At 61.0% G+C, this 15,822-nt stretch carries 14 protein-coding genes; 1 reads left to right on the forward strand and 13 read right to left on the reverse strand.

Annotation, left to right across the window (positions count from 1 at the left end; translation table 11 throughout):
* Positions 1 to 68 precede the first annotated feature (68 nt).
* The 12 genes from trpC to ACW9JE_RS12710 all read right to left on the reverse strand — a co-directional run bounded on the left by trpC (position 69) and on the right by ACW9JE_RS12710 (position 13,839).
* A complete protein-coding gene (gene trpC, locus ACW9JE_RS12655) occupies positions 69 to 905 on the reverse strand; it encodes an indole-3-glycerol phosphate synthase TrpC (RefSeq protein WP_457432940.1) in 837 nt (278 codons plus the stop codon).
* Complete coding sequence (gene trpD / locus ACW9JE_RS12660) at positions 902 to 1,951, reverse strand: anthranilate phosphoribosyltransferase (protein ID WP_457432941.1); 1,050 nt, start codon at positions 1,949 to 1,951, stop codon at positions 902 to 904. The genes trpC and trpD overlap by 4 nt, the downstream gene beginning before the upstream one ends.
* 9 nt (positions 1,952 to 1,960) lie before the next feature.
* Positions 1,961 to 2,554, reverse strand: coding sequence for an aminodeoxychorismate/anthranilate synthase component II (locus ACW9JE_RS12665; protein WP_150634269.1), 594 nt, complete (start codon positions 2,552 to 2,554; stop codon positions 1,961 to 1,963).
* A 114-nt stretch (positions 2,555 to 2,668) separates the two neighbouring features.
* Positions 2,669 to 4,150 (reverse strand): anthranilate synthase component I, encoded by a 1,482-nt coding sequence (gene trpE / locus ACW9JE_RS12670; RefSeq protein WP_224540437.1) that lies wholly within the window; start codon positions 4,148 to 4,150, stop codon positions 2,669 to 2,671.
* 70 nt (positions 4,151 to 4,220) lie between these two features.
* Positions 4,221 to 5,039: a phosphoglycolate phosphatase gene (locus tag ACW9JE_RS12675; RefSeq protein WP_224540439.1), complete on the reverse strand. Its 819-nt coding sequence runs from the start codon at positions 5,037 to 5,039 to the stop codon at positions 4,221 to 4,223.
* On the reverse strand, positions 5,036 to 5,710 hold the full coding sequence (gene rpe, locus ACW9JE_RS12680) for a ribulose-phosphate 3-epimerase (protein WP_053162900.1): 675 nt from the start codon (positions 5,708 to 5,710) through the stop codon (positions 5,036 to 5,038). The genes ACW9JE_RS12675 and rpe overlap by 4 nt, the downstream gene beginning before the upstream one ends.
* Positions 5,711 to 5,938: 228 nt before the next feature.
* Positions 5,939 to 6,763 (reverse strand): ABC transporter permease, encoded by an 825-nt coding sequence (locus ACW9JE_RS12685; RefSeq protein ID WP_224540441.1) that lies wholly within the window; start codon positions 6,761 to 6,763, stop codon positions 5,939 to 5,941.
* 13 nt (positions 6,764 to 6,776) lie between these two features.
* A complete protein-coding gene (locus tag ACW9JE_RS12690) occupies positions 6,777 to 8,024 on the reverse strand; it encodes an ABC transporter permease (RefSeq protein WP_224540443.1) in 1,248 nt (415 codons plus the stop codon).
* 212 nt (positions 8,025 to 8,236) lie between these two features.
* The gene (locus tag ACW9JE_RS12695; RefSeq protein ID WP_224540446.1) at positions 8,237 to 9,280 is read right to left on the reverse strand and encodes an ABC transporter substrate-binding protein; all 1,044 of its coding nucleotides are present in this window, start codon (positions 9,278 to 9,280) and stop codon (positions 8,237 to 8,239) included.
* A 47-nt stretch (positions 9,281 to 9,327) separates the two neighbouring features.
* On the reverse strand, positions 9,328 to 10,452 hold the full coding sequence (locus ACW9JE_RS12700; protein ID WP_224540448.1) for an ABC transporter ATP-binding protein: 1,125 nt from the start codon (positions 10,450 to 10,452) through the stop codon (positions 9,328 to 9,330).
* 237 nt (positions 10,453 to 10,689) lie between these two features.
* Entirely contained in the window at positions 10,690 to 11,319 is a 630-nt protein-coding gene (locus ACW9JE_RS12705; protein ID WP_224540450.1) for a response regulator, read from the reverse strand.
* Between the two features lie 123 nt (positions 11,320 to 11,442).
* Complete coding sequence (locus ACW9JE_RS12710) at positions 11,443 to 13,839, reverse strand: PAS domain-containing sensor histidine kinase (RefSeq protein ID WP_457432942.1); 2,397 nt, start codon at positions 13,837 to 13,839, stop codon at positions 11,443 to 11,445.
* 73 nt (positions 13,840 to 13,912) lie between these two features.
* Between ACW9JE_RS12710 and ACW9JE_RS12715 the strand changes: the two genes are divergently transcribed.
* Positions 13,913 to 14,929 carry an alpha/beta hydrolase family protein gene (locus ACW9JE_RS12715; protein ID WP_224540454.1) on the forward strand — a complete coding sequence of 339 codons (1,017 nt, stop codon included), beginning with the start codon at positions 13,913 to 13,915 and terminating at the stop codon, positions 14,927 to 14,929.
* A 125-nt stretch (positions 14,930 to 15,054) separates the two neighbouring features.
* On the opposite strand, the gene ACW9JE_RS12720 is transcribed toward ACW9JE_RS12715, so the two are convergent.
* Positions 15,055 to 15,822, reverse strand: a complete 768-nt coding sequence (locus ACW9JE_RS12720; protein WP_224540171.1) for a DnaJ domain-containing protein — start codon at positions 15,820 to 15,822, stop codon at positions 15,055 to 15,057.

Below are 15,822 nucleotides of genomic sequence, written 5' to 3' on the forward strand. Positions count from 1 at the left end.
CACATTAGACCGCATTTAAATGTGGGAGCGGGCTTGCTCGCGAAAAAGGCGCCTCGGTCTGACTGTAATCAGTCGAGGGTAGAACCGCTTACCGGAACACCACGCTCAGGGAAGAACAGACGCTGCAACTCGGTGCCCGGGCTCTCGGCGCGCATGAACGCTTCGCCGACCAGGAACGCATAAACGTCGCTGATTTCCATCAGCTCGACATCCGCCCGATTGAGAATGCCGCTTTCGGTGATGACCAGGCGATCACGGGGAATGCGCGGCAACAGATCGAGTGTGTTTTCCAGGCTTACCTCGAAGGTGTGCAGGTTGCGGTTGTTGATACCGACCAATGGCGTGTCGAGGGTTTTCAGGGCGCGCTCCAGCTCGTCGCCGTCGTGAACCTCCACCAGCACATCAAGACCGACATCTTTGGCCACGGATGCCAGTTCGGCCATTTTCACGTCATCCAGGGCGGACACGATCAACAGCACGCAGTCGGCGCCCAATGCGCGGGCTTCGACGATCTGGTATGGATCGATCATGAAGTCCTTGCGGATCACCGGCAGCTTGCAGGCCGCGCGGGCCTGCTGCAGGTAGGCGTCGGCGCCCTGGAAATAATCGATATCGGTCAGCACCGACAGGCAGGTCGCGCCGCCTTTCTCGTAGCTTTTGGCGATATCGGCAGGAACGAAGTTCTCGCGGATCACGCCTTTGCTTGGCGACGCTTTCTTGATCTCGGCAATGACTGCCGGTTGTTTCAGCTTGGCCTGATCCAGCAACGCCTTGGCAAAACCTCGGGGTGCATCGGCCGCCTTGGCCAGATTCTCAAGCTCGGCGAGGCTGACGCGAGCGCTGCGCTCGGCCACTTCCTCAACCTTGCGCGCCAGAATCTTTTCCAGAACCGTCGGTACACTCATCCCTCATTCTCCACTTTGAATACCGCGGTAAATGCGCCCAGCTCCTCGAGTTTCTCCCGAGCCAGGCCTGTATGCAGCGCATCGTGCGCCAGGGCAACGCCCTCTTTGAGGCTGCTGGCGTGATCGGCGGCGTACAACGCGGCGCCCGCATTGAGCATGATCATTTCGGCAGCCTTCTGACCGTTTTCAGTTTTGCGCTTGCCCAATGCATCACGAATCAGCTCAAGGGAAGCTTCCGGGCTTTCCACTGCCAGGCCGTGCAGGCTCTGGCTCTTCATGCCCAGGTCTTCAGGTTCGACCCAATATTCGGTGATCTGATCATTCTTCAGTTCAGCGACGAAGGTCGGTGCAGCCAGACTGAATTCGTCCAGGCCATCCTTGGAATGCACCACCAGCACATGCTTGCTGCCCAGACGCTGCAATACTTCGGCCAGCGGCCGGCACAACGCCTGAGTGAACACGCCAACCACCTGATGTTTCACGCCGGCCGGATTCGTAAGCGGACCGAGCATGTTGAACAGGGTGCGCAGCCCCAGCTCCTTGCGCGGAGCGGCGGCGTGCTTCATGGCACTGTGGTGGGTCTGGGCGAACATGAAACCGATACCGACGTTATCAATACAGCGCGCCACTTGTACCGGAGTCAGGTTCAGATAGATGCCGGCCGCTTCCAGCAGGTCGGCACTGCCGCTCTTGCCGGAAACTGCACGGTTACCGTGCTTGGCCACGGTGCAACCGGCCGCCGAAACCACGAAGGCTGAGGCGGTCGACACGTTGAAGATATTGGCACCGTCACCGCCGGTGCCCACCACATCGACTACGCCGTCGAGGGTCTTGAGTTCAACTTTTTCCGCCAGCTCGCGCATCACCGACACGGCGCCGACGATTTCGTCGATGCTCTCGCTCTTCATGCGCATGGCCATCATGAACGCGCCAATCTGCGCATCCGTGCACTGCCCGGTCATGATTTCGCGCATCACGGAGCGCATTTCTTCGGTGCTGAGGTCGAGGTGATCGACGATACGGCTCAAGGCTGTCTTGATATTCATGAAAGGTCCTTAGCGCGTGCCGCCGGTTTGTTTGAGGAAGTTGGCGAAGAGTTCGTGGCCCTGTTCGGTCAGGATAGACTCAGGGTGGAACTGCACACCTTCAATGTTCAATGTCTTGTGGCGCAGGCCCATGATCTCGTCGACCGAACCGTCTTCGAGCTGGGTCCAGGCGGTCAGCTCCAGGCAATCGGGCAGAGTTTCGCGCTTGACGATCAACGAGTGGTAGCGGGTAACCGTCAGCGGATGATTCAGGCCTTCGAATACACCCTTGTCTTCGTGGAACACCGGGCTGGTCTTGCCGTGCATCACCTGGCGGGCACGGACCACATCGCCGCCAAAGGCCTGGCCGATGGATTGATGGCCGAGGCAGACGCCCAGAATCGGCAGTTTGCCACCGAAATGCTTGATCACATCAATCGAGACGCCTGCTTCGGTTGGCGTGCACGGACCAGGGGAAACGACGATCCGCTCAGGGTTGAGGGCTTCGATTTCGGCGATGGTGAGTTCATCGTTGCGCACGACTTTGACCTCGGCACCGAGCTCGCCCAGGTATTGCACAACGTTGTAAGTAAAAGAGTCGTAGTTATCGATCATCAGCAACATGGCGTTAAGAACCTCTTGAATTCACTGACTACTAATACGGCTTTCGGGTGAGTGGCCCGCAGCGTCCAGCGCTTGATCGCTCAAGGCGGCCTGCATGCGGGCAACGCTCATCGGTCAGCCTTGTGGAGTTTGTTCAGCCAGAGCCACCGCACGGAACATCGCGCGGCGCTTGTTCAGGGTTTCTTCCCATTCCAGCGCCGGCACCGAGTCGGCGACGATGCCGCCGCCGGCCTGCACGTGCAGTTCGCCGTTCTTGATCACCGCCGTGCGAATCGCGATGGCGGTGTCCATGTTGCCGTTCCAGGCGAAGTAGCCGACGGCGCCGCCGTAGACACCACGCTTGACCGGTTCCAGTTCATCGATGATTTCCATGGCGCGGATCTTCGGTGCGCCGGACAAGGTGCCCGCCGGCAGAATCGCCCGCAGCGCGTCCATCGCCGTCAGGCCTTCCTTCAATTGGCCGGTGACGTTGGAAACGATGTGCATCACATTGGAATAACGCTCGATGACCATCTTCTCGGTGAGTTTCACCGAACCGATCTCCGATACACGACCGGTGTCGTTGCGACCCAGGTCGATCAGCATCAGGTGCTCGGCGATTTCCTTGGCATCCGACAGCAGGTCTTTCTCCAGCGCCAGATCAGCCTCTTCGTTGGCGCCACGCGGGCGGGTGCCGGCAATCGGGCGTACGGTAATCAGGTTGTCTTCTACCCGTACCAGCACTTCCGGCGAACTGCCGACGACGTGGAAATCGCCGAAGTTGAAGAAGTACATATACGGCGTCGGGTTGAAGCAACGCAGCGCGCGGTACAGATCGATGGGCGCTGCCTTGAAGTCGATCGACATGCGCTGCGACGGCACGACCTGCATGCAATCGCCAGCCAGGATGTATTCCTTGATGGTGTCGACGGCTTTTTCGTAATCACCTTGGGTGAAACTTGAGCGGAACACCGGATCAGCCGCTTGCTGCTTGCTGAAATCCAGACCACGGCGCGGGGTGATCGGCTGGCGGAGTTTCTCCAGCAGTTCTTCCAGACGGGCACGGCCTTGTTCGAATGCGTCTTCCTGCGACGGGTCGGCCAGGACGATTGCGTGCATCTTGCCGGCCAGATTGTCGAATACGACGACCGCATCGGACACCATCAGCAGAATGTCCGGCACGCCCAGCGGATCCGGGTTCGGGCACTTGCCCAGGCGCTTTTCCACATAACGCACGCAGTCATAGCCGAAATACCCCACCAGACCGCCGTTGAAGCGCGGCAGGCCGGCGATGGTCGGCACGTTGTAGCGGGCCTTGAAGGTTTCGACGAAGGCCAGCGGGTCTTCCACGTCATGGCTTTCGGTCTCGACGCCATCGACGGTCACGCTGACGTGATGATCGTGAACACGCATCACGGTGCGGCACGGCAGGCCGATGATCGAGTAACGGCCCCACTTCTCGCCGCCCTGTACCGACTCGAGCAGATAGGAATTGGGTTCGTCGGCCAGTTTCAGGTAGATCGACAGCGGTGTGTCGAAGTCAGCCAGGGTTTCGCAGGCAAGCGGGATGCGGTTATAGCCGGCAGCGGCCAAACGCAGGAATTCTTCGCGGATCATGATATGCCTCGTGGCTTGAGGGTCTAACAGTCAGGTATGCAAACGCGCCGGATGACCGGCCAGGAAAAAGTCAGGCGCGCCAACGCCAACGGGCCAGGGCCTTGATAACTTTCATCCAGAGTTTGCGAGTGACCACCACGATGGCGTTTCCAGAAGGGGGTTGAACAACGTCGGCCAACGTTATCTCAGCGGCCGGGTCCAGGCAACCGGGAATTAGCTTGCGCAGATCGTCGATGACCAGCGCCGGCGACTCTTCGGCAATCGGGCGACCGTGGTTGTACCCGTAACTCAACGCCACACACTTGACCCCAGCCGCCTTCGCCGCCTGCACATCGCTGCGCGAATCGCCGACAAACAAGGATTGCGAGGCCGGGATGTTGGTCATTTTCATCACGAAAAACAGCGCGGCCGGGTCCGGTTTTTTCTGTGGCAGGGTGTCACCGCCGATGATCAGCCGGAAATACCGACCGATTTTCATTTGATCCAGCAGCGGAGCGACGAAGCGCTCCGGCTTGTTGGTGATCAGCGCCATCTCGACGCCCTGCTTGTGCAGCCATTTCAGGGTGTCGCGCACACCGGGGTAGACCACGGTCAGCTCATGGCTTTCGCCGTAGGCCTGCATGAAGATTTCCAGCGCGCGTTCGGCCTCGGCATCGTCCACCGCCGAATGGTCCAGAGCACCGGCCAGCGCCCGACGCACCAGCACCGGGGCGCCGTTGCCAACCCACTCGCGCACCGCTTCGATGCCGGCAGGTTGGCGACCGAGCTTGAGCAGCATGTTATCCACAGCCGCCGCGAGATCCGGGACTGAATCGATCAGCGTGCCATCCAGATCGAACATCACCAGCTTTGGCAGGCTTCCCGGGAACAGCTGCTCGAAACCGCTCATGGACGAGCCAGCGCCAGTTCGGAGCGCATCTTGTCGATGACTTCCTGGTAGTTCGGCGCATTGAAAATCGCCGAACCGGCGACGAAGGTGTCGGCGCCAGCCGCGGCGATTTCACGGATGTTGTTCACATTCACGCCGCCATCGATTTCCAGGCGGATGTCGCGACCGGAAGCGTCGATCAGCGCCCGTGCTTCACGCAGCTTGTCGAGGGTGCCGGGAATGAACTTCTGCCCGCCGAAGCCCGGGTTGACACTCATCAGCAGGATCATGTCGACCTTGTCCATCACGTACTTGAGCACGTCCAGCGGGGTCGCCGGGTTGAACACCAGGCCCGACTTGCAGCCGCCTTCGCGGATCAGTTGCAGGGAACGGTCGACGTGCTGAGTGGCTTCCGGGTGGAAGGTGATGTAGGTCGCACCGGCTTCGATGAAGTCGCCGACGATGCGGTCTACCGGGCTGACCATCAGGTGCGCGTCGATCGGCGCGGTCACGCCGTACTTGCGCAGCGCCGCGCAGACCATCGGGCCGATGGTCAGATTGGGCACGTAATGGTTGTCCATGACATCGAAGTGCACGAAGTCGGCGCCGGCGGCCAGGACATTGTCCACTTCCTCACCCAGGCGGGCGAAGTCGGCGGAGAGAATCGACGGAGCAATTACGAAGGGCTGCATGACGCACCTTTTCTGAGCCAAATCACGATGGCGCGCATTGTATACCTCCTGCTTTGGCGCGCGCACCGTAACCGCGATGATCAGTAGGCCACTCGGTAATTTTTCTCGATATCGACAGGTACGTTCATTGCTCGCGATGAACGCTGGGAAACCGTGGGGTATCAGGTTTCCCGCGTTATCGTTGACGACCATCGCGAGCAAGCTCGCTCCTACAGTGGAGGGGTTGCGTCAGACTTGGGCAGTGCGCATTTTCTCGCTGCGTCCACGCAGCCATTCCAGGGTCAGCAGCAGGATCACCGAGAAGGCGATCAGCAGCGTCGCGGCGGCGGCGATGGTCGGGCTGAGGTTTTCGCGGATGCCGCTGAACATTTGCCGTGGCAGGGTCGCTTGCTCGGGGCCGGCGAGGAACAGGGTCACTACCACTTCGTCGAAAGACGTGGCGAAGGCGAACAACGCACCGGAGATCACGCCCGGAGCAATCAGCGGCAAGGTCACCCGGCGGAACGTCACCAGCGGCGAAGCGCCGAGGCTTGCAGCCGCCCGCACCAGGTTGTGGTTGAACCCCTGCAAGGTCGCCGACACGGTAATGATGACGAACGGCACACCCAATACCGCGTGCACGATGATCAGCGAGAAGAAGCTGTTGCCCAGGCCCAGGGGCGCAAAGAACAGATAGCTGGCCACGCCGATGATCACCACCGGTACCACCATCGGCGAAATCACCAGCGCCATCACCAAAGACTTGCCCGGGAAATCGCCGCGGGTCAGGCCGATCGCAGCCAAGGTACCGAAGATCATCGCCAGCACTGTGGCCGCCGGCGCAACGATGATGCTGTTCTTCAGCGCCCGCATCCACTCAGCCGAGGCGAAGAAATCGTGATACCACTGCAGCGAGAAGCCCTGCAGCGGGTACACCAGGAAGCTGCCGGAGTTGAACGACAGCGGAATGATCACCAGCACCGGCAGAATCAGGAACAGCAGAATCAGGCCGCAGAGAATCCGCAAGCTGTAGAACCACACCCGCTCGATGGGCGACATATAAGGACTCAGCATTTCATTTCTCCCCTTAGCTCAAGCGCAGGCGGCTTGCGCCTACCAGCCAGCTGTAAATCAGGTAAAGCACCACGGTCGCCAGAAGCAGCAGGCCGCCGAGCGCGGTCGCCATGCCCCAGTTGATGCTGGTGTTGGTGTAGAAGGCGACGAAGTAGCTGACCATCTGATCGTTCGGGCTGCCCAGCAACGCCGGGGTGATGTAGTAGCCGATGGCGAGGATGAACACCAACAGGCAACCGGCGCCGACACCGGCATAGGTCTGCGGGAAGTACACCCGCCAGAAGCTGGCGAACGGGTGGCAGCCCAGGGAAATCGCCGCACGCATGTAGGTCGGCGAGATGCCCTTCATCACGCTGTAGATCGGCAGGATCATGAACGGCAGCAGGATATGCACCATGGAGATGTAGACGCCGATGCGGTTGAATACCAGCTCCACCGGTTTATCGATGATGCCCAGGGCCATCAGGCCGCTGTTGATCAGGCCACCGGATTGCAGCAGGACGATCCACGCCGCGACCCGCACCAGGATCGAGGTCCAGAACGGCAACAGCACCAGAATCATCAGCAGGTTGCTTTGCCGCGACGGCAGGTTCGCCAGCAGGTATGCCAATGGATAGGCCAACACCAGGCAGATCACGGTAATGACCAGGCCCATCCAGAAGGTCCGGGCGAAAATGTCCAGGTAGATCGCCTGATCCGGGGTGGCTGGGGCCAGTTCGCCCAGGTCATCGATACGATGATCGACCGCCGCCAGCAGGTAGTAAGGGGTGATGCTGCTGGTGTTGCGGCGTACCGCTTGCCAGTAGGCCGGATCGCCCCAGCGCTCATCGAGACCTTCCAGTGCTTCTTTATAGGAGGTCGGTTCCGTGGCCAGCGGCAAGGCGCGGGCGGTTTTGGTCAGCAGGCTGCGGTAGCCGGCCAGTTCCATGTTCAGGCGTTTGGATAAATCGCCCAGGGTCTGATTCTTGCGGGCTTCGGCGAGGTCTTCGGCGGCCGCCTTGTAAACCGGTTCCGCGGGCAGGCCACGGCCGTCCCAACTGGCGATGGCCGACACGGTGCGTGGCATGCCGCCGACCACTTCCGGGTTGCCAACACTTTTGTAGAGCAGCGCCACGATCGGCACCAGAAACACCAGCAGCAGAAACAGCACCAGCGGCGCGATCAACGCCTGGGCCTTCCAGCGGTTGACCCGCTCGGCGTGCTTGAGCCGCTGTTTCAAGGTGGGGTCAGTGCCCGCGTTCACGGGAACGGCGATAGCCATGGCGTACTCCGGAAATCTTTGATCAATCGAAAAGGTGGGAGCGGACCTGTGGCGAGGGGGCTTGCCCCCGTTCGGCTGCGAAGCAGTCGTAAAACCAGTGCACTCGGTGTATCTGATACATCGCGATTGCAGGTTTTGGGGCCGCTACGCGACCCAACGGGGGCAAGCCCCCTCGCCACATGGTCAGCCCCACAAGAGGGCTTAGCCTCTGTTTACTTCGCAGCCCAGGCGTTGAAGCGCTGTTCCAGTTGCTCGCCGTTATCAGCCCAGAAGCTGACGTCGATCTGCACCTGGTTGGCGATGTTTTCCGGGGTGGTCGGCATGTCTTTCAGGACATCCTTGGCCAGCAGCGGCACAGCCTGGGTGTTGGCCGGACCGTAGGCGATGTTTTCCGAGTAGGTCTTCTGCTGCTGTGGCTGCACCGAGAAGGCGATGAATTTCTTCGCAGCCTCGGCACGCGCCTTGTCCAGGCCCTTCGGAATGGCCCATGCGTCGAAGTCGTAGATGCCGCCGTTCCACACCACCTTCAGGTTGCTTTCTTTCTGCACCGCAGCGATACGACCGTTGTAGGCCGAACTCATGACCACGTCACCGGAGGCCAGGTATTGCGGCGGCTGTGCGCCAGCTTCCCACCACTGGATGCTTGGTTTGAGTTCATCGAGCTTCTTGAACGCGCGGTCTTGACCATCCTTGCTGGCCAGCACTTTGTAGACGTCTTTCGGCGCAACGCCGTCGGCCATCAGCGCGAATTCCATGGTGTACTTGGCGCCTTTACGCAGGCCACGCTTGCCCGGGAATTGCTTGGTGTCCCAGAAATCCGCCCAGCTGGTCGGTGCGGTTTTCAGCTTGTCGGCGTTGTAGGCCAGCACGGTCGACCACACGAAGAAGCCCACGCCGCATGGCTGGATGGCGCCTTTGACGTAATCTTCGGTTTTGCCGAACAGCGCAGGGTCCAGTTGCTCGAACATGTCTTCGTCGCAGCCACGGGACAGTTCTGGCGATTCAACTTCCACCAGGTCCCAGGACACGCTCTTGGTATCGACCATGGCTTTGACCTTGGCCATTTCGCCGTTGTATTCGCCCGCGACGATCTTGCCGTTGCCAGCCGCTTCCCAGGGTGCGTAGAAGGCCTTGACCTGTGCGGCCTTGTTCGCCCCGCCAAAGGACACCACGGTCAGGTCCGGGCCTGCGGCCATTGCGCTCGCAGCCCCCATCATGCCCAGTGCCAAAGCGGTGAATTTCAGGGATCTCAACATTTATTGTTCTCTCCACGTGCAGGGTTGGTGTTGTTGCAGCGGGGCGATCAGTTCGCCTCTAGAATCGGGTCGAGCGCACGAACGTGTTCGACCTGCCAGCCAAGCGGAACCACGTCGCCGACCGCAAGCGCAGGATCGAGCTCGGCAATCGGTTGTTTCACGAAGAAGTCGGTCTTGCCACAGACTTCCAGGCGAACCCGGACGTGGTCGCCCAGATAGATGAATTCCGCCACCCGTCCCGAGAAGCGGTTGATGCACGACTCGCTCGAGCCATTGAGGCTCACGCGCTCCGGGCGAATGGACAAAGTCACCGGCTCGCCGGTCTTGCCGACGTTCACCGCCAGGGCTTCAACTTTTTCACCACGCCCCAGTTCCACGACGCAGCGGTCGCCAGTCTGGCTGTGCAGACGGCCGTTAAGACGGTTGTTTTCGCCAATGAAGTTGGCGACGAAGGTGTTCTTCGGCTCTTCATACAGCGTGCGTGGAGGTGCGATCTGCTGAATCTCGCCCTGATGGAACACCGCCACCCGGTCGGACATGGTGAGGGCTTCGCCCTGGTCGTGGGTCACGTAGACCACGGTCACGCCCAGGCGCTGGTGCAGGTGTTTGATTTCCATCTGCATGTGTTCACGCAGTTGCTTGTCGAGAGCGCCGAGAGGCTCGTCCATCAGCACCAGCTGCGGCTCGAACACCAGCGCGCGGGCCAGTGCCACACGCTGTTGCTGGCCGCCGGACAGTTGCCCCGGATAGCGCTGGGCGAAGCTGTTGAGCTGCACCATGTTCAACACGTGCTTGACCTTGTCCCCGACCTCGCTCTTGCTCAGGCCGCGTACGGTCAGGGGAAATGCCAGGTTCTCGGCGACGGTCATGTGCGGGAACAGCGCGTAGTTCTGGAACACCATGCCGATGTCACGCTTGTGCGGCGGCACGTTGTTGATCGAACGTCCGCCCAGCAGGATTTCACCCGCGGTCGGTGTTTCGAAACCGGCGAGCATCATAAGGCTGGTGGTCTTGCCCGAGCCGGACGGCCCGAGCAGGGTGAGGAATTCGCCTTTGCGAATGTCCAGGTTGAGGTCTTTGACGATCAGGTTCTCGCCGTCGTAGCTCTTCTGCACTCCACGAAAGCTGACCAGAACATCATTGGCCCCTGCACTTGAATCGACCTGGCTCATACCCACACCTTTGTTGTGATGACTGCTGTGGACTAAGCCTAGTGGACGCTGCAGACCACGCAAATCGGGCCGCAGGAGAGAATCGCCTCAGCACGATGGAAGGTTGGGGGTAGGGATTGCCCTACAAGGATGGCGCGTTTGGATAAAAGCAGTGGGCAACTACGAGCTGCAAGCGGCAAGTAAAGGCAAAAGCAGCATTGAGGCGTGTCGTAAATGGATAAGCCACTGTGATGATCGTCAGAGGAGTTTGTGTTCCATGGCGTATTTGACCAGCTCGGCCAGGGAGCTGATGTTGAGCTTCTGCATCAGTCGCGCCTTGTGGGTGCTGATGGTCTTGCTGCTCAACGCCAGTTGCTGGGCGATGTCGTTGACGTTGGCGCCCTGGGCCAGGCGCTCGAACACGGAAAATTCGCGCTCGGAGAGCAATGAATGCAACGGTCGCGAATCGGTCAGCCCCACTTCGAAAACCATCCGATCGGCCAGGTCAGGATCGATATAACGACCACCCGCCGCGACCCGGCGGATGGCCGTCAGCAGCAGGGATGGATCGCTGTCCTTGGTCGCATAGCCGGCAGCGCCTACCTTCAACGCCCGAGCCGCCATCTGCGCTTCGTCGTGCATCGACAACACCAGGATCACCGGTGGATTGTTCAGCGCACGAATCCGCGGGATCGCCTCCAGGCCATTCACTCCCGGCATCGAGATATCGAGCAACACCACCTCGCAAGGCACATGCCGCAGGGTCTCCAGCAGCTGCTCGCCATTGCTCGCCTCCCCCACCACCAGCAAGTCCTTGGCCAGGCCGATCAGTTGCTTGATGCCTTCGCGGACGATGGTGTGGTCTTCGGCTACCAGTACACGGATCACGTTCTTCTCCAGATTCAGGATCTATCGCGAGCAGACTCGCTCCCCCAGATGTTTCGGAAACTTACTCACCCCTGTGGGAGCGGGCTTGCCCGCGAAGGCGTCGGAACAGTCGACATCAATTATTCAGGCCACATCCAACGGCACCCGGACAATCAGGGTCGTCCCCTCCCCCGGCTCACTCTCCAGCAACAACTGCCCACCCAGGATCAGCACCCGCTCGCGCATCCCCACCAGCCCAAAGGAGGTCGGCCGCTCAGCCTCTGCGACAAATCCTACGCCATCATCGCTGACGGCCAGACACAGCTCGTCGCCCTCAATGGACAGTGTCAGTTCGACAGTATGCGCCTGAGCGTGCCGCATGACATTGGTCAGCGCCTCCTGAAGGATGCGAAACAGGCCGACAGCCTTGGCATCGCTGAGCACCGGCAAACTCTCCGGCACCCGCACCAGACACGGAATCTGCGTACGCGCCTCGAAGCGCCGGGCCTGCCACTCGATGGCCGAAGCGATGCCCGCATCGAGAATCGGCGGGCGCAACGCCGTCGCCACATCCCGCACCAGCTGGAACAGCTGGGCAATCAGGCGCTTCATGCTGTTCAAGCGCTCGTTGAGACCGGGATCGAGCTGCGCGTAGGCCAGTTCGCACATGGACGTTTCCAGCTTCAACACGGTCAACATCTGCCCCAGTTCGTCGTGAACCTCTCGGGCAATGCGCGCCTTTTCCTCCTCGCGCACACTTTCCAGGTGCGCAGAGAGTTCCCGCAATTGTTCCCGGGAGCTGGCCAGCTCCAGCTCGATGCGCTTGCTTTCGCTGATGTCCCAGACGATGCCGTCCCAGACGTAGGCACCGTCCTCCAGCTGTCGGGTAATCGCCTTGATTTCCGCCCAGCGCTGCTCGCCCTGACGCGTAAGAATCCGACCTTGCCACGACCAGTCGCTATCGGTGTCCAGCGCATGGTCCTGGGTCTGGTGATAGCTGGCCTTGTCGTCCGGGTGCACGAGACTGCGCAGACCTTTGTCGCGATGAGCCAGGGTCGCCGGCGAGTACCCCACCAGACTCTCGCTGCCTTCGCTGATGTAGGCAAAGTCGATCTGCCCTGACACCGGCGCCCGCTCCAGGCGAAAGACCAGCCCTGGCACGTTGGCCGCGATCCCTTGCAACCGCGCTTCACTTTCCTGCAGCGCAGCCAGGGCGCGGCGGCGTTCGGTAACGTCGGTGAGATACACCACCAGATACTCGCCATCGCGAAAACGCAGGAAACTCAGTGACACATCCGCCGGCAAAATGCTGCCATCGGCGCGCAGGCAGTTGGTTTCGAAGCTTTGCGGCGACTCGTCACTGGCCCGGGCACGCTTCCACAGGTTCAGCCAGCGGTCCATGTGCAGGCCGGGCTCGAAGTCGATCAGTGGCCGGTCGATGGTTCCGCCCGGCGAATAACCCAGCATGGTTTCGGCGGCACGGTTGGCGTAGCGCACGTGGCTGTCCCAGTTGACCCAGAGGATGCCGACGGTGCTCTGGTCGATGGAAAACTGGGTGAGTCGCAGCGCCTCCTCGCTGGCGGCGCGCAGGGCAATGTCTTCCTGCGCCGCAGCCAGTCGATGCTCCAGGCTGCGTTGCTGACGGCGCTGCCAATACACGATGGCCATGCTGCTCAGTGCCAGCACGAGGAACAGAAGGCTGAGGTTTTGCCAGAAGCCCGGCGACTCGGTCAGCCGTGGATACTTGGGTTGCAGCCATTGATCGTGGAGCTTTTCCAGATCCTTTGCCGGGATGGCCCGCAGCGCGGTTTCGACGATCCCCGCCAGCTCCGGCTCATCGCGCCGGGTGGCCACCCGCAGCAGTTGCGGCAGGCCGATATCTCCCACAACCACTAAACCTGCGAACTCCGGCTCGCTGGAAAGACGGCCCATTTGCGCCTCATCCACCACGGCATAACCGGCTTGCTGGCTCAACAACAATTGCAGCGCCTGACGCTCGATCGGAACGCCTTGCAGGTTCAGGTGTGGATAGTTGCTGCGCAGGTAGTCGGCGGTGGCGCTGGGCATGCGCACGGCGACGCGGGTCTGGCTGTCGAGTTTTTCCAACTCGACCGCGCCGGTGCTTTTTTGGTCGCTGACCACCAGTTGCGGCACACGCATGTACGGATCGGAGAACTGCCACAGCCGCAGGCCTCCGGGAGTCTGGGTCAAGCCTGGAGCGATATCGATTTCACCGGCGCGCGCTGCGGCTTCCAGCTGTTCGAGGTCAGGAAAATTGCGCCAGCTCAACTCGACCTTGAGCGACCGGGCCAGCCATTTCATCAGCTCGACGTTGACCCCGGACAGGCGCTGCAAGCGGCGATCGTATTGCGCATAAGGCGCCTGCAGCACCAGCCCGACGCGCAGCTCGCTCTGCTGCGCCAGCCATTGCTGTTGTTTGGGCGACAGCGCCGCGACGTGCACCGGGGGCACCGTCGTTGCCCAGCCCATCAAGGGAAACCACAACCAGCCGATAACCCACAGGCAGCGAAAACGCATCATCGAACTCTCACACCCTGACAAATACTGACCAACCCATTAGGCTGCCGGAATCACTTCTGGCCTGGAATATCCGATGCCCCCTGTCTACCGCCTGGCACTGCCAGCATTGTGCCTGTCGCTGATCCTGCCATGGGCTTTTTCCGTCGAGGCTGCCGATCCGGCACCCGCTACCAAGCCTGACGCTACCGCGGAAAAACCCGCCGAAGAAAAACCGGTAGAGCGTCAGCCTCTGCCCGAGCGCAGTCAGGAAGAAGCCGCGGCGCTGGAGCGAAAAATCCCTGCACAGGAACAGCAACAACTGCAAGCGGGCAGCGACACCTTCCTGGCTCTGTGGAAACCGGCAAACACGCCAGAACCCAAGGGCGCGGTGATTATCATCCCGGGCGCCGGCGAAACCGCTGACTGGCCTCAGGCAATCGGTCCGTTACGGCGCAATTTACCGAACGCACAATGGAGCAGCCTGAGTATCACCTTGCCGGACCTGCAAAGCGATGCCATTGCGCCACGAGTTGCCGAAGCGCCGCCAGCGCCCAAGGTTCCAGACACCGCCAGCAAGGACTCCACGACCGCCGCGCCCATCGAGCAGGCAGCGGGTGGTGAAGCCGGGGAAGCCGAGGTCGCTGACAAGCCGGTTGCCGAAACCAGCGAAGAACAATCCAATGCGGATGCCGAACGGATCTTCACCCGTATCGACGCGGCCATCGCCTATGCCGAACAGCAAAGCGCTCGCAGCATCGTCGTGCTGGGGCATGGCACTGGCGCCTACTGGGCCGCGCGCTATCTGAGCGAGAAGCAGCCTTCGCAAATCGAGCGGTTCGTCATGATCGCCGCGCAGACGCCTGTCCAGGCCAAGCCGGAACTGGACGAGCTTGCGCCAAACCTGAAGCTGCCCACCGCAGACATTTTCTATATGGATAAACCGCTGGACCGCAATGCGGCGCTGGCCCGCCTGCAGGCAAGCAAACGCTTGAAGGACTCGACCTTCAGCCAGGTGTCGCTCAAGGCTTTGCCGGGGGATAGCAAGGCGCAGCAGGAGCAACTGGTGCGCCGGGTGCGGGGTTGGTTGAATCCGCAAAATGCGGCGGATTGATAGATCGGGTTGAACCCATCGCGAGCAGGCTCGCTCCCACATTTGATCTTCGGTGTTAGAAGATCCAGTGTGGGAGCGAGCCTGCTCGCGATTGGGACATCACAGTCAACACATCACTGTCCGGCTCAACGAAAATCCCGCCGCTGACGAATCAACGTATAGGCGTTGTGCAACTCCCGGGTCTTCTCGGTCGCCTCACGCACCTGCGACGCGGTCGCCCCGCTGCCGGCAATCTTGTCCGGATGATGACGGCTGAGCAGCCGCCGATAAGCCCGCTTGATCTGCTCCGGTTCAGTGGTGGCAGACACACCCAGCAATCTCAAGGCGTCCTGATAAGTCACGGCACTGCTGACTTGCGGACGTCTGTTGGGCTCATAGTCAATCGCCAGCGCCTGAACCTGATGCGTTGTCCAGCCCAGCCACTTGCCCCACTGTGCAATCAACTCACGCTCGCTACTGCCCGCGCGGCCGTCAGCCCAGATCATTCGCCAGCAAGCCCGCAGCACGCCTTCCGCCGCATGGGGCTGGGCACTCAGCCGACGCAGGTATCCGCGCAACCGGTCATTGCCCGACTTGCCGCGATTGAACGCGGCAATCGCCCGACGCTGAGCCGGCTCGCTCATTTCCAGAGAGCGCATTTCCTGGCGCGCCTGCTGGATATGGCCGTCCACGACCCGCCCATCACACTTGGCCAGCCTTCCCAGCAGCACGAAGAGCAGTTCGTCGTTACGCAGGACTGGGCGTCCACCGAGTTTCTCCAGCAGATGCCCCCAACTCTGCAAGTGCAGGCGTCGGTCCAGCGCCTGACCCAACAAGGCGCCGAGCATGGCCCCCGGAATGCTGGCAATGGCAAAGCCTGCTCCGGCTCCAATCAGAGTCCCTGGCCACAGCAT

Source organism: Pseudomonas sp. SDO55104_S430, assembly GCF_054070595.1.

Bases quoted from the DNA above. Each gene is read 5' to 3' on its own strand.
- ACW9JE_RS12675 (WP_224540439.1), bottom strand. From the start codon at position 5,039: ATGAGCGGTTTCGAGCAGCTGTTCCCGGGAAGCCTGCCAAAGCTGGTG.
- ACW9JE_RS12695 (WP_224540446.1), bottom strand. From the start codon at position 9,280: ATGTTGAGATCCCTGAAATTCACCGCTTTGGCACTGGGCATGATGGGG.
- ACW9JE_RS12700 (WP_224540448.1), bottom strand. From the start codon at position 10,452: ATGAGCCAGGTCGATTCAAGTGCAGGGGCCAATGATGTTCTGGTCAGC.
- ACW9JE_RS12690 (WP_224540443.1), bottom strand. From the start codon at position 8,024: ATGGCTATCGCCGTTCCCGTGAACGCGGGCACTGACCCCACCTTGAAA.
- trpD (WP_457432941.1), bottom strand. From the start codon at position 1,951: ATGAATATCAAGACAGCCTTGAGCCGTATCGTCGATCACCTCGACCTC.
- trpC (WP_457432940.1), bottom strand. From the start codon at position 905: ATGAGTGTACCGACGGTTCTGGAAAAGATTCTGGCGCGCAAGGTTGAG.
- ACW9JE_RS12710 (WP_457432942.1), bottom strand. From the start codon at position 13,839: ATGATGCGTTTTCGCTGCCTGTGGGTTATCGGCTGGTTGTGGTTTCCC.
- rpe (WP_053162900.1), bottom strand. From the start codon at position 5,710: ATGCAGCCCTTCGTAATTGCTCCGTCGATTCTCTCCGCCGACTTCGCC.
- ACW9JE_RS12720 (WP_224540171.1), bottom strand. From the start codon at position 15,822: ATGCTGTGGCCAGGGACTCTGATTGGAGCCGGAGCAGGCTTTGCCATT.
- trpE (WP_224540437.1), bottom strand. From the start codon at position 4,150: ATGATCCGCGAAGAATTCCTGCGTTTGGCCGCTGCCGGCTATAACCGC.
- ACW9JE_RS12685 (WP_224540441.1), bottom strand. From the start codon at position 6,763: ATGCTGAGTCCTTATATGTCGCCCATCGAGCGGGTGTGGTTCTACAGC.
- ACW9JE_RS12715 (WP_224540454.1), top strand. From the start codon at position 13,913: ATGCCCCCTGTCTACCGCCTGGCACTGCCAGCATTGTGCCTGTCGCTG.
- ACW9JE_RS12665 (WP_150634269.1), bottom strand. From the start codon at position 2,554: ATGTTGCTGATGATCGATAACTACGACTCTTTTACTTACAACGTTGTG.